Source organism: Corallococcus exercitus (assembly GCF_042231735.1).
Lineage (GTDB): Bacteria > Myxococcota > Myxococcia > Myxococcales > Myxococcaceae > Corallococcus > Corallococcus exercitus_B.
The window spans coordinates 5,086,018-5,099,365 of sequence record NZ_CP102577.1; the positions used below are offsets into that span (position 1 = coordinate 5,086,018).

The window sequence follows — 13,348 nt, forward strand, 5'->3', positions numbered from 1 at the left end:
GGAGACCTCCGCATGCTGACGCGTGAGCTGCTCGCCTCGCGCGTGCGCGAAGGCATCCTGCGGCCTTCCTTCGTGAAGACGCACGACCCGTCCCTCCAGGCGCTCGCGAAGGAGCTGCTCGCGGACGCGGAGGCCTTCCGGGGCCAGAGCCGCGACGACGTGGAGGAGGCCTTCAGCCTCAAGGCCGGCGCGTTCAGCCGCCCCAAGGTCGCGCGCGGGCTGGTGAAGCTGCTCCTCGACCGGCTCCTCTTCGACGAGGCCGGTGAAGGCGCCACGGACGCGCGCTGGCGCACGCTGCTCGTGGGCGCCCGGGTGCTGCGGACCCTCTCTCCGGACACCACGCTGGAGGCCTACGAAGCGCGCCTCACCGAGGCCCTGGGCGCATCGCTGCCCGACACCCGCGAGGCGCTGTACTCGGACCTGCCCGGCAACCGGAAGCTGCTCGGCTGGGACGGGGAGGCGCTCACGCCGCAGGGGCTGCTGGACCGCTACAACCTGGCGCTCGCGCAGGGGCCGCTCTTCAACGCCCGGCGCCTCACCCTGCGCGCGCGGTCGCCGGAGCTCTTGCGCGTGCGCAAGCTCCTGCGCTGGCTGAAGTTCTGCCGGCTGGTGGCGGAGGTCCGGCGCGACGGCGAGGACTGGTCCCTGGAGGTCGAAGGCCCCGGCGCGATGCTGTCGCTGCAGAAGAAGTACGGCCTGCAGCTGGCGAGCTTCCTCTCCGTGGTCCCCATCCTGGAGCGCTGGGAGCTCTCCGCGGTGCTGGAGGACGCGCGCAAGCGCTCCACGCTCCAGCTCTCCCACGAGGATCCGCTGGTGTCCCCGCTGCCCGCCGCGCTGGGGCACGTGCCACCGGAGGTGGCCGCGCTGGCGCAAGGGTTCGAGGATGACGCCTGGGCGCTGGACCTGACGCCCCTGCCCCGCCACACCGGCGCCGCCGGCCTGTGCGTGCCCGACCTCACCTTCCGCCACCGGAAGACGGGCCAGGAGGTCGCGCTGGAGCTGTTCCACCCGTGGCACGCGGCGCCGCTGTCACGCCGGCTGGCGGAGCTGCGCGCGCGCCCCGACGCGGGGCTGCTCCTGGGCGTGGACCGCGCGCTGGCGAAGGAGGCGGCGGAGCGGCAGGCCCTGGAGGATCACCCGCAGGTGGTGCTCTTCAACGGCTTTCCCTCCGTCCGGAAGCTGCGGGAGCGGCTGGCGCGCTGGGACGGCGCGGCGGAGGCCGGATGAGCACCGCGGCGCCTTCAGCTGCGCGGTTTGAACTGCGAGGCCAGCACGCTGAGGATGCGGATGGAGCCCCGGTCCAGCTGCTTCGCGCGGCGCAACAGCCGGCGCAGCTCCGCGGACTCGCCATAGTCGGACGGAGGCTCCGCGGCCCACTTCACGTCCTGCGACGGCTTCAGACCCAACGCCTCGTCCGCGGAGATGGACAGCACCACGCACAACCGACGGAAGGTCTGGATGCTGGGCAGCATGTGCCCGCGCTCCAGACGCCCGTAGACTTCACTCGCGATGCCGATGCGCTCCGCCACGTCCGCCTGGGTCAGGTTCAGGCGGGTGCGGGCGACGCGGGCCGCACCTCCGAGCCGGGATGCGAGGGTCTTTTCCATGGGGTCGTTAACCTACCGGGTTCGCCCATGTCGATATGACTTGAGAGGTTGGCTTCCAAGAACTTCCGGGGTAGGCTTTTCGCGACACAACCTCTTGCGTCAAGCCCGTCCGCACCACCCAGTGCCTTCATGCAAGAGCCCTCCTCCCCTCCCAGCTTCCTGTTCGTGGACGCGGATCCACGCGCGCTCGCGGCGCTCCGGCGGCTGTCCAGGCACCTGCCCGGCGACAAGCGCTTCGCCCAGGGCGTGCGCGAAGCGGAGCGGCTGATGGGGGAAGCGCCGCCGTCCGTGGTGGTGAGCGGCCAGGGCCTGCCGGATGGCGACGGGCTGTGCCTGCTCACGTGCGTGCGCGCCCGGCATCCGCGCGTCGCCTGCGCGCTGCACACCTCGCTTCCGCCGTCGCGCGGGCTGCGGGAGAAGGGCATCACCTGGATGGACCGCGCCGCGCCGCCGCAGCAGGTGCTGGCGCTCCTGGCGTCGCTGGGCTGACGGCCGGGGCTGACGGCCCGCCGTTCCCATGGCGCGCGCGGCCGTGCGCGTTAAGGTAGGGCCTTCCCCACGCACGCCATGAAGCTCTACGCCATCAGCGACCTGCACCTGCGGCACAAGGAGAACCACGAGGCGCTGGCGGCACTCGCGCCGCGCCCGGACGACTGGCTCATCGTCGGCGGAGACGTGGGCGAGACGCTCGCGGACATGGAGCTGATGCTGCGCACGCTCACCGCGCGCTTCCGCCAGGTCGTCTGGGTGCCGGGCAACCACGAGCTGTGGACCATGCCCTCGGAACAGCCGCCGCTGAAGGGCGAGGCGCGCTACCTGCGCATGGTGGACCTGTGCCACCGCTACGGCGCGCTCACGCCGGAGGACCCGTATCCGCGCTGGCCGGGCGAGGGCCCGCACCGCGTCGTGGTCCCCATGTTCCTGGGCTACGACTACACCTTCCGCCCGGACACCGTGCCCGCGGACAAGGCGCTGGAGTGGGCCTGGGAGGACGACCTGATGTGCACGGACGAGGTGCTGCTCCACCCGGAGCCGTACCCCACCCGTCAGGCCTGGTGCCACGCGCGCGTGGAGCGCACGCGCGCGCGGCTGGAGCGGCTGCCGCCCGGGTGCTCCACCATCCTCATCAACCACTACCCGCTGAGATACGAGCACGTGCGGCTGCCGCGCATCCCGCGCTTCTCCATCTGGTGCGGCACGCGCCTCACCGAGGACTGGCACACGCGCTACCGCGCGGAGGTGGTGGTGACGGGGCACCTGCACATGCCCTCCACGCTGTGGCGCGACGGCGTGCGCTTCGAGGAGGTGTCGCTGGGCTACCCCATGCAGTGGCGCCACCGGGGCGGCCTGGAGCGCTGCCTGCGCGAGGTTCTGCCCGGTCCGGAGAAATCCATCCCGCCGCTGTGACGTCGTGAGTCACCGCGCGACAGGGGCCGCGTCACACCCCGGTGCGTTTGACGATGTGGAGCGCGCGGGCGTGTAGTGGCGCCCCATGTCCGAGCCCTCCTCCGTCGGCCCCGTCGAAGCCTCCGAGCGCGTGCACCTGCTGGACGCCCTGCGCGGCTTCGCGCTGCTGGGTGTCTTCGTCTCCAACAGCCTGAGCTGGTTCAGCGGCCGCTCCCTGCTGCCGCGCGAACAGGCGCAGGCGCTGACGGCGTCCACCCTGGAGACGGTGGTCAACTCGCTCTACGCCTTCTTCGTGGACCAGAAGTTCATCACCCTCTTCTCCCTCCTCTTCGGCATGGGCTTCGCGCTGCAGCTGACGCGCGCGGAAGCGAAGGGGGCGTCCATCGTGCCGGTGTACCGGCGCCGGCTGCTCGTGCTGTTGGGCATCGGCCTGGTGCACATGTTCGGGGTGTGGGTGGGGGACATCCTCAGCACGTACGCGCTGGTGGGCTTCGTGCTGCTCCTGTTCCGCAAGCGCTCCGACAGGACGGTGCTCACCTGGGTGGCGGTGCTCTTCGTCGTGCTGCCGCTCACGCTGTCCATCGCGCAGCGCTACGTCCCGGAGCTGTTGCACGGCAAGGAGGCCGCGGAAGCAGCCGCCAAGGCCACGCGCGAGGAGGAGGCCGCGCACCGCACGGCGTTCTTCACCGGCCTGTCCAGCCACTCGGTGGTGGCGTCGCAGCAGGCCAACGCCGTCTATGCCTGGCAGAACCTGCCCAACCCGGGCCGCCCCATCTGGCTGTGCATCATCCTGGGCCGCTTCCTCTTGGGCCTGTGGGCCGGACGCCACCGGGTGCTGGAGGAGGTGGAGCGACACCGCAAGCTGCTCGTCCGGGTGATGGCGTGGGGGCTGGCCGTGGGCAGCGCCCTCGCCACCCTGGCCCTGGTGATCAGCCTGAGGAACCGGGGCGCGCCCGGTGGCGGCCCCCTGGGGCAGATGAGCCCTCCGGCGTGGATGCTGGGCCTGCGCACCCTGCGGGAGGTGGGCTTCCTCTTCATGGGCACGGGCTACGCGGCGGCCTTCGCGCTGCTCTTCCAGAAGGAGCGCTGGCGCAAGGTGCTGGGCGTGCTCACGCCCGCGGGGCGCATGGCGCTGACGCTCTACCTCATGCAGTCCGTGGTGAGCGTGTGGCTCTATGACGGCTGGGGGCTGGGGCTCGTGGGGCACACGCCGCCGTCGCGCACGGTGCTGCTGTGCCTGGGCGTGTTCGCGGCGCAGCTCGCCTTCTGCCACTGGTGGCTGGCGCGCTTCCGCTTCGGCCCGGTGGAGTGGCTGTGGCGCTCGCTCACCTACGGCCGTGCCCAGCCCATGCGCCTGGCCCCTGCCCGCGAGGCGCGCGCCGCGCACTGAAAGCCCGCTGTCCGGGCAGGGGGGCTTCATTGACGCTGCCGAGGACGACAGCGTGTAGTCCCCCGCATGTCCGAAACACCCTCCGCAGGTCCCACCGAGCACTCCGAGCGCGTCCACGCCCTGGACGCCTTGCGCGGCTTCGCGCTGGTGGGCGTCTTCCTCTCCAACAGCCTGAGCTCGTTCAACGGCCGGCTGCTCATGCCTCGCGAGCAGGCCCTGGCGCTGGCGGCCGCCCCGCTGGATGTCGCGGTCAACTCGCTCTTCGGCCTCCTCATCGACCAGAAGTTCGTCACCCTCTTCACCTTCCTCTTCGGGCTGGGGTTCGCGCTGCAGCTGACGCGCGCGGAAGCGAAGGGGGCGTCCATCGTGCCGATGTACCGGCGCCGGCTGGCCGTGCTGTTTGGCATCGGCCTGGTCCACATGTTCGGGGTGTGGGTGGGGGACATCCTCGCCACGTACGCGGTGGTGGGCTTCATGCTGCTGCCGTTCCGCAAGCTCTCCGACAAGGCGGTGCTCATCTGGGCGGCGGTGCTCCTGTTCGCGTTCCCCATCACCTTCACCGTCGGGCAGCGGGTGCTCCCCGGGATGCTCCACGGCGCGGCGGAGGCGGAGCGCGCCCAGAAGGCCACGCGGGACGAGGAGGCGGCCCACCGCGCGGAGTACCTCGCCGGCCTGTCCAGCGACTCGGTGGTGACCAGCCAGCTGGCCAACGTGCGCTTCGGCTGGGCGGGGATGAACAACCCCAGCCGCCCGCTGCTGCTGTCCATCGTCCTGGGCCGCTTCCTCTTGGGCCTGTGGGCCGGACGCCGCGGGCTCATCCAGGACGTGGAGCGCCACCGCAAGCTGCTGCGGCGGCTGGCGGCCTGGGGCCTGGGGGTGGGCAGCGTCATCGGGCTGCTGGTGATGGTGCTCAACCTCGTCTACCGGGGCGTGGCCAGTCCGCCGGGGTGGCTGGCCTGGCTGCGCACGCCGCGCGACGTGGGCTACCTCTTCATGGGCACGGGCTACGCGGCGGCCTTCGCGCTGCTCTTCCAGAAGGAGCGCTGGCGCAAGGTGCTGGGCGTGTTCACGCCCGCGGGGCGCATGGCGCTGACGTGCTACCTCATGCAGTCCGTGATGGGCCTCTGCGTGTATGCCGGCTGGGGGCTGGGGCTCATCGCCCGCACGCCGCCGTCGCGCACGGTGCTCTACTGCGCGGTCCTCTTCGCGGCGCAGCTCGCCTTCTGCCACTGGTGGCTGGCGCGCTTCCGCTTCGGTCCGGTGGAGTGGCTGTGGCGCTCGCTCACCTACGGCCGCGCCCAGTCCATGCGCCTGGCTCCCGCCCGCGAGGCGAGCGCGGCGGGCGTGGCGGGCTGAAGCGCCTTCGCGAAGAGCTCCTTCGCGGGCTCCAGGCCGGACAAAAAAAGAACCCCGGGTCCCGCGAGGAAGCGGGAGCCCGGGGTCTTTCAGGAGCGGAGCGCGGCACCTTCGCCGCGCCCCACGCCTTCAGGTACTACGGGACCTTGTAGGAGGCCGCGAGCACGGTCTTGATGTAGCCGTCGACCGTGGTGTCCACCAGGCTCGGCACGCCGACCACGCTGATGTAGTACTTGCCCGCCGGGATGTTGCGCAGGATGCAGCTCTCCGTCGCGCTCTCCTTCACGCCACGGCAGTTGTACTCGAACTGCGTCGGGGCGGCGGCGGCGCGGACGTAGAGGTCCGCGTTGCCCTCACCCTCGCCCAGGGCGACGGACAGGGTGTTGATGCCGGAGTCCTTCTTGAACTCGGGCACGTCGATGATGAAGGTCTGCGTGGAACCCGGCACGCCCGAGAGGTTCTCGATGCGGGTCTCGTTGCCGATGTCCACGAAGCCACCCTTCCAGGTCACGGACAGGCTGGTGTTCGTGTAGGACGTGAAGCCCTTGATCATCACGTACCAGATGCCCTTCGGGCCGGACGTGGGGAACGTGCAGACCTCGCTGTTGCCGGACTTGTACGGACGGCAGTCGTACAGGGAGTCCGTCGGGGCGTTGTTCTTGCGGACGTAGAGGTCCGCGTCACCCGTGCCACCGGACAGCGTGAAGGTCACGTCCGTGGCGCCCTCGGGGATGGTCACCGAGTAGTACACCTTGCTGCCGGAGGTGCCGGAGATGCCCGTCACGGGCACGCCCTTCTCGATCGGCGTGGTCACCGGAGGAGGCACGGGCACGCCCACGCCCACGGCCTTCCAGGCGTTGCCCACCGAGGCGATCTCCGCCGCGGTGAAGCCCAGCTGCGCGGCGGCCTGCTCCGAAGCGGTCTTCGCCGCCTCGAAGTTGGAGGACGCGGTCAGCAGGTCGACGTTGATCTTGTAGAAGACCTTGGCGGCCTTCTCGAAGCCAATGCCCTCGACGACCTGGGTCGTCTTGGCGCGCGGGTGCGTGCCACCCTGGGACATCAGGTAGAACGCCAGGTTGGAGATACCCGAGCTGTAGTGCACGTCCACGCCCGAGCCGTAGTCCGGGTAGTAGTCGAGCGAGTCCCCGTCCTGCGTGGGGTTCTTCATGTAGCGCAGGCCGTCACCCGGGATGCCCGGGGTCCAGACGTCGTCGCCGACGATCCAGGTGCCCTCGTCGATGACCTTGCCCTTGCCGTACCACTCGCAGACCGCGCCGAAGATGTCGGAGAGGGACTCGTTGAGGCCGCCGGACTCACCGGAGTAGGTGAGGTCGGACTCGTACTCCGTCACCGCGTGCGTCAGCTCGTGCGCCGTCACGTCCAGCGAGTTCGCCAGGTTGGAGGCGTTCACGCCGTCGCCATCGCCGTACACCATCTGGGTGCCGTCCCAGTAGGCGTTGACGTAGTTGTTGCTGTAGTGGACGTAGCTCTTCAGCAGCTTGCCGGCGTTGTCGTACGAGTCACGACCGAACAGGTTGCTGTAGCAGTCGTAGACGGTGCCGAGGTGGTCGTAGTTGTTGTTGATGACCGGGTCGGCGACCGCGGCCTCACCCTCGAAGCGGCCCTTGACGGCCGTGGAGAGCGTGGTGCGGTGCTGCAGGTCCCACACCTGGCGGTTCTTCGCGGAGTGGATGTGCGGAACGCGCTCGAAGACGTCGCCCGTCTTGGCGTTCACGTACACGGAGTCATCCACCGGGGTGGTGTCCGCCAGCTCGCCCTGGACGCGAACCTCGTAGGCCAGGACCAGCTCGTTGCCCGAGCGGCGGTAGACCAGCTGGGGCTCCGCGTTGGAGGACGCGCGCTCCGGGGAGCCGCGGTCACCGATGGCCGCCGCGATGGCCGCGTCGGACGCGATGGCGGCCTTCAGCTCGCCCTTCAGGTCGCCGCGGGCGTTCGTGTTCACCGCGAACACGGAGCCGTTGCGCGCGTGCAGGCGGACCTCGGCGCCCTGAACCAGGATGCCGTTCTGGGTCACGCCGTAGCGGTAGTGGGTGTCACCGTCGAAGCCGACGTAGGCGCGCTTCAGGAACAGGTCGTTCGGGTTCAGGCGGAACAGCGGCGCCACGTTCGCGAGCACCGGCGCCAGCTGCTGCTGGGCCGCGATGCCCTGGATGGCCGAGGGCGCGGGGACGGAACCGAAGGAACCGGTGAGGAAGGTGGGGACCGCGTCGGAGTCCGCCGCGATGACCTTCTGGCCCGCCGACAGGTTGGCGGAAGCCTTCTGGACGTTCGCGTCCTCCGTGTTCGCAGCAGGAGCGCCGTCGGTGCAAGCGCCAACCATCAGGGACAGGGCTGCGGCACCCAGGGCGCCGCGTACTCGCTTCTCGTACATGCAATCCTCCTAAGGGGAAAGATTAGGAAAACACTGTGCCACAAGAGACGCGCGTATTTCAAGTACAGGCGAGAATTCTACTTTTGCGTCGTTTCTCAGACTTCGAGATTATCTCGCAACTGCTTGAAATGACGGAGGGACTCACGCAGCCCGGCGGAAACGGGGTGGATGCTTCAAACCGGTAAGGCAGCTACTTCATGGTTGAAGCACCTGTCGGCGGATGCGTGCAATGAGTGAACGACGGGGAGAAATTGCCGTCTCATTTATTCCCGACCCGGGTGGGTCCCGTGTCACCGCTGACACAGGGGGGCCCCTCCGGGCGGGGCGGGCGGGCTAGCGTCCCGGCCGAAGGGAGGCGACGCACATGCGCGCATTGCGACTTCAGCGGCTGACGGGACCGGAGGGCCTGGAGATGGTGGACGTCCCGGAACCGGAAGCCGGGGACGGGGTGCTCATTGATGTGGTGGCGGCCGGGGTGAGCTTCCCGGATCTGCTGCTCACCCACGGCCAGTACCAGATGAAGCCGGAGGTGCCCTTCGTGCCGGGGGTGGAGGTGGCGGGCGTGGTGCGCGCCGCGCCGGCCGGGGCGCGGGTGAAGCCCGGCGACCGGGTGATGGGCTTCTCCTTCACGCTGGGCGGCTTCGCGGAAGCCTGCGTGGTGGCGCCGGAGCTGGCCTTCCCCATCCCGGAGGCGTGGAGCTTCGAGCAGGCGGCGGGCGTGGTGATGAACTACCACACGGCGCACTTCGCGCTGCACCGGCGCGGGCAGGTGCGCGCGGGAGAGACGGTGCTCGTGCACGGCGCGGCGGGCGGCGTGGGCACCGCGGCCGTGCAGGTGGCGAAGGGCGCCGGGGCGCGCGTGCTGGCGGTGGTGGGCGACGAGCGCAAGGCGGACGTGGCGAAGCGCGCGGGCGCGGACGGCGTGCTCCTCCTGAAGGACTTCCAGGCCGGCGTGCGCGAGGCCACGGACGGCCGGGGCGCGGACGTGGTGCTGGACCCCGTGGGCGGCGACGTCTTCGACAAGAGCCTCAAGGTGCTGGCGCCGGAGGGGCGGCTGCTGGTGGTGGGCTTCGCCAGCGGCCAGATTCCGTCCGTGGCCGTGAACCGGCTGCTGTTGCGCAACGTCTCCGTGGTGGGCGTGGCGTGGGGCGCCTTCCTGATGCAGGCGCCGGAGCTGACGGGCGCCATCGCGAAGGACCTGGAGGCGCTCGCGGCGCGCGGCATCGTCAACCCGGTGGTGGGCCGCGTCTTCCCCTTCGAGGAGGGGGCGCAGGCGCTGCGCGAGCTGGAGTCGCGCCAGGCCGTGGGCAAGGTCGTCCTGAAGGTGAAGGCCGGCTGAAGCGGGAGGGGCGCGTCACTCCCCCGCTGGCGGCAGGGGTGACGGCGTGCCGGCCTCGCGCTCCAGGACGTCCGCGGCGCGGGCGTCCCGGGGCAGGCCGAAGCGGGCGCGCGAGCACATCAGGAGCTGGCCCGCGTAGACGCTGTCCGCCAGCGCGTCCGCGTACCGGCCATGCTCCTCGCACAGGCGGGCCCGCTCATCCACCAGCCGGGCGAGGATGCGCGCCTGCTCCGGGTGGGCGAAGAGGCTGACGACGGAGCGCGCGTCGAAGCGGGTGAGCGTGTCGTACTCCATGCCCAGCGTCGTGGTGCACGCCTCGCGGATCCGCTCCAGGCACGCATCCCAGGAGGCCCGCGTCCGGGCGATGTCGTGCACCGAGCGGCCAAGCTCGCGCACGGCGTTGAGCAGGAAGGCGTGTCGTAGCGAAGGCATCCGGTCCTCCACTACAGCCCAGCCTGCCTGAATCATCCAGCGTGTCAGGGGGTGCGACGCCACCCCGACGAATCAGGTTGCACCCACCCGCGGGGAGTCCACGCGCGCCAGCGGCACACCCCCACGGGAAAAAGACAGACATCGTCACACCGGCGTGGCGACACACGCCCGCGTCGCTCCAAAGATATATCCAGACAGGAATGACAGCCAGCGGGCGCGGACGTCCCCTGGGAGAGACGGGGGCTCGGATGACCCGAGCCTGTGTGTCGCAATCAAGACCCGGTGTGTATCACCGCGTGGTTCCTACGTATTGCGCGGGCGCTGCCAGTCTTTAGACTTTTCACGCGCGGACTCCCCCCACCGCGCGAGTCACTACATCCAAGGAATGCACCATGGCCCCCCCGTCCACGCTGCGTCTTCCCCCGACCGCGGAGGTCGCCTTCGGAGCCACGGTGCTGAAGCAGCCGGAGCTGCTGCGCCGGGCCTCCCGGGTGGCCCGGAGGCTGCGCGCCGAGTGGAACGTGCGGCCCGGGGACCGCGTGGGGTTGATGGTGGTGCCCGGGCCGGAGGTCATCCCGGCCATCCTGGGCATCTGGATGGCGGGCGCGGCCTACGTGCCGTTGGATCCATTCCTCCCCGACGAGCGGCTGCTGCGCATCCTGCGTGACGCGGGCCTGCGCGGCGTCGTCACCCAGCGCATGCACCGCGTCTCCGTGGGGCTGCTGGAGACCTGGCTGGGCTCGCCGCTGCCCTTCCTGGAGGCGGACGCGGCGGCGGTGGACGGCGCGGAGGACATCGACGGCTCGGACGTCATCGACGCGCCGCCGGACCGGCCCGCCTACCTCATCTACACCTCGGGCAGCACGGGTGAGCCCAAGGGCGTGGTGTGCACCTTCCGGGGGCTTTCGAACCTGGTGCACGGCGTGGCGCCGCTCCTGGGCCTGGGGCCGGACACGCGGCACCTCCAGTTCGCCAGCATCAACTTCGACGCGTCGGTGTGGGAGGTGTTCCCCACGCTGTTCGCGGGCGGCGCGGTGGTGCAGGGCACGCGCGAGGACCTGCTGCCCGGCCGGCGCATGGCGGAGTACCTGCGCCAGCAGCGCGTGACGCACCTGTGCCTGCCGCCGTCGGTGCTGGGCCAGCTGGGCCCGCACGTGGACACGCTGCCGGACGTGGCGTGCGTGGTGATGGCGGGCGAGCGCTGCCCGGCGCCGCTCGCGGAGCGGTGGCATGCGTCCGGCCGCCGCGTCTTCAACGCCTACGGCCCCACGGAGGGGACGGTCTGCGCGACGGCGTACCGGGTGAAGGGCGGCGAGTCGCCCGTGCCCATCGGCCAGGCGCTGCCGGGCGTGCGCCTGCGCGTGGTGGGGCCGGACGGCCAGGACGTGGCGGAGGGCGCGACGGGCGAGGTGTGGATTGGCGGCGAGGGCGTGGCGGAGGGCTACCGCAACCAGCCCGAGCGCACGCGGGAGCGCTTCCCCACGGACGCGGACGGCGCCCGGTGGTACCGCACCGGCGATGAAGCCATGCGCCGCGCGGACGGGGCGCTCGTGTTCCTGGGCCGGATGGATCAACAGGTGAAGCTGCGCGGCTTCCGCATCGAGCTGGAGGCCATCGAGCAGGCGCTGTACGCGTACCCCGGCGTCGCGCAGGCGGCGGTGACGGTCTTCGAGCACACGGACGCGCAGGGCCAGACGACGGGCCTGCTGGTGGCCTACCACAGCGCGCAGGAGGGCCACACGGTGGACCTGGACGCGCTGCGCGCGCACCTGGGCGTCGTGCTGCCGGACTACATGGTGCCGCACCGCTTCGTGGCGCTGCCGCGCCTGCCGCTCATGCCCCACCTGGGCAAGGTGGACCGGCAGGCCCTGCCGCCCCCCGCGGACTGGGTGGGCGCCACCGCGTCCGAGCCCCGCGCCGCGACGTCCGAGCCCCATGCCGCGCCCGCCACTCCCCTCGACCGGCTGTGCCGCGCCTTCGAGCGGGGCCTGCGCGCGGCCCCGGGCACCGTCACGCCCACCACGCACTTCTTCCAGGCGGGCGGCGACTCGCTGGGCGTGGCGCACGTGCTGGCGCGGGTGGAGGAGGACTTCGGCGTGTCGCTGCCGTCGCGCCGCGTGTACTCGCACCCCACGCCCCAGCTGCTCCTGCCCTTCTGCGAGGCGGGCGCGGCCCCGGCGGAAGCGGGCCCCCGGGGCGTGCGCGCCACGCTGCTCACCGACGCGCGCTCCACGGCCCTGCCCCTGCTCGCGGTGCCCGCCCTGGTGAAGCAGCCGCCGCGCACGCTGCTGCTCACGGGGGCGACGGGGTTCCTGGGCATCCACCTGCTGGCGGCGCTGGCGCCCCGCGTGGAGCGCATCCACTGCCTCGTGCGGGCCCGCGACGACGCGGAGGCCGGCGCGCGGCTTCGCGCCACCGCGCGCAAGTACGGCGTGCACCTGCCCTGGCGCGACGGGCGCATCCAGGCGGTGGCGGGCGACATCACCCGGACGCGGCTGGGCCTGGAGGCGTCCGTGCATGACGCCCTGGCGCTCCAGTGCGACGCGGTGGTGCACTCGGCCGCGAGCATCAGCTACATCCTGCCGTACGCGGACGCGGGCCGGCCCAACGTCGCCGGCACGCAGCAGGTGCTGGCCTTCTGCGCGCACGGCCGAGCGAAGCCGCTGCACCACGTGTCCTCGCTCAGCGTCCACGGCGCGGTGGGCACGCTGCTGGGCCTGGAGGAGGTGGCGGAGGACTTCGCGCTGGAGCGCTCGCTGGACCTGATGGCCTACGAGAACGGCTACACGCGGGCCAAGTGGGTCGCGGAGCGCATCGCCGTGGACGCGCGCGCAAGCGGCCTGCCCGTCAGCATCTACCGGCCGGGCTTCATCCAGGGACACAGCCGCACGGGCATCGGCAACGCGGACGACATGCTGTGCCGGCTGCTGGTGGGCAACGCGCAGCTGGGCATGTCGCCGGACCTGCCGGACAAGTACTGGCTGCCGGTGCCGGTGGACTACGTGGCCAGCGCCACCGCGCACCTGGTGCTCACCCAGGCCCCGGGCGGCACGTACAACGTGGCGCCGGAGCGCGAGCAGGAGCCGAGCCACAACGCCCTCTTCGACATGCTGGGCGAGCACGGGCACCCGGTGCGCCGGGTGGCCCCGGCGGTGTGGCTGCGGGAGCTGGGTCGGGTGGGGCCGGACAACGCCCTCTTCCCGCTGGTCGCGTTCCTGCGGGAGAAGGTCTACCACGGCACCCGCACGGTGCTGGAGCTGCACCACCGCACGCCGCGCGTGCGCACGGACCACACCCGCGCCGCGCTGGCGGGCACGGACATCCAGTGCCCGGACATCGACGCGGCCCTGCTGGGCCGCTACGTGAAGGACCTGTTCGCGCGCCACCGCTGCGCGGCCATCGCCGCCTAGCGGTGGCCGCGCGGG

At 71.4% G+C, this 13,348-nt stretch carries 10 protein-coding genes; 7 read left to right on the plus strand and 3 right to left on the minus strand.

Annotated elements, in window-relative coordinates; translation table 11 throughout:
- Positions 1-12: 12 nt before the first annotated feature.
- Positions 13-1,227 carry a DUF790 family protein gene (locus tag NR792_RS19820; RefSeq protein WP_375754220.1) on the plus strand — a complete coding sequence of 405 codons (1,215 nt, stop codon included), beginning with the start codon at positions 13-15 and terminating at the stop codon, positions 1,225-1,227.
- A 14-nt stretch (positions 1,228-1,241) separates the two neighbouring features.
- Here NR792_RS19820 and NR792_RS19825 read toward each other — a convergent pair whose 3' ends face one another.
- The gene (locus NR792_RS19825; RefSeq protein ID WP_120528580.1) at positions 1,242-1,607 is read right to left on the minus strand and encodes a helix-turn-helix transcriptional regulator; all 366 of its coding nucleotides are present in this window, start codon (positions 1,605-1,607) and stop codon (positions 1,242-1,244) included.
- Between the two features lie 129 nt (positions 1,608-1,736).
- On the opposite strand from NR792_RS19825, the gene NR792_RS19830 reads away from it, so the two are divergent.
- The 4 genes from NR792_RS19830 (at position 1,737) to NR792_RS19845 (ending at position 5,760) form a co-directional block, all read left to right on the plus strand.
- Positions 1,737-2,096 carry a response regulator gene (locus NR792_RS19830; RefSeq protein ID WP_375754221.1) on the plus strand — a complete coding sequence of 120 codons (360 nt, stop codon included), beginning with the start codon at positions 1,737-1,739 and terminating at the stop codon, positions 2,094-2,096.
- A gap of 78 nt (positions 2,097-2,174) precedes the next feature.
- Positions 2,175-3,014 (plus strand): metallophosphoesterase, encoded by an 840-nt coding sequence (locus NR792_RS19835; RefSeq protein ID WP_171415425.1) that lies wholly within the window; start codon positions 2,175-2,177, stop codon positions 3,012-3,014.
- 85 nt (positions 3,015-3,099) lie between these two features.
- Positions 3,100-4,404, plus strand: coding sequence for a DUF418 domain-containing protein (locus NR792_RS19840; RefSeq protein WP_375754222.1), 1,305 nt, complete (start codon positions 3,100-3,102; stop codon positions 4,402-4,404).
- A 66-nt stretch (positions 4,405-4,470) separates the two neighbouring features.
- Positions 4,471-5,760 carry a DUF418 domain-containing protein gene (locus tag NR792_RS19845; RefSeq protein WP_375754223.1) on the plus strand — a complete coding sequence of 430 codons (1,290 nt, stop codon included), beginning with the start codon at positions 4,471-4,473 and terminating at the stop codon, positions 5,758-5,760.
- Positions 5,761-5,896: 136 nt separating this feature from the next.
- Here the strand turns inward: NR792_RS19845 and NR792_RS19850 are convergent, their stop codons facing one another.
- Positions 5,897-8,152 carry a M4 family metallopeptidase gene (locus tag NR792_RS19850; protein ID WP_375754224.1) on the minus strand — a complete coding sequence of 752 codons (2,256 nt, stop codon included), beginning with the start codon at positions 8,150-8,152 and terminating at the stop codon, positions 5,897-5,899.
- Positions 8,153-8,516: 364 nt separating this feature from the next.
- On the opposite strand from NR792_RS19850, the gene NR792_RS19855 reads away from it, so the two are divergent.
- The gene (locus NR792_RS19855) at positions 8,517-9,491 is read left to right on the plus strand and encodes an NADPH:quinone oxidoreductase family protein (RefSeq protein WP_375754225.1); all 975 of its coding nucleotides are present in this window, start codon (positions 8,517-8,519) and stop codon (positions 9,489-9,491) included.
- 15 nt (positions 9,492-9,506) lie between these two features.
- Here the strand turns inward: NR792_RS19855 and NR792_RS19860 are convergent, their stop codons facing one another.
- Positions 9,507-9,923, minus strand: coding sequence for a hypothetical protein (locus NR792_RS19860; protein WP_375754226.1), 417 nt, complete (start codon positions 9,921-9,923; stop codon positions 9,507-9,509).
- 392 nt (positions 9,924-10,315) lie between these two features.
- Here NR792_RS19860 and NR792_RS19865 point away from each other — a divergent pair, with 392 nt between their 5' ends.
- Complete coding sequence (locus NR792_RS19865) at positions 10,316-13,333, plus strand: amino acid adenylation domain-containing protein (protein ID WP_375754227.1); 3,018 nt, start codon at positions 10,316-10,318, stop codon at positions 13,331-13,333.
- Positions 13,334-13,348: the final 15 nt, after the last annotated feature.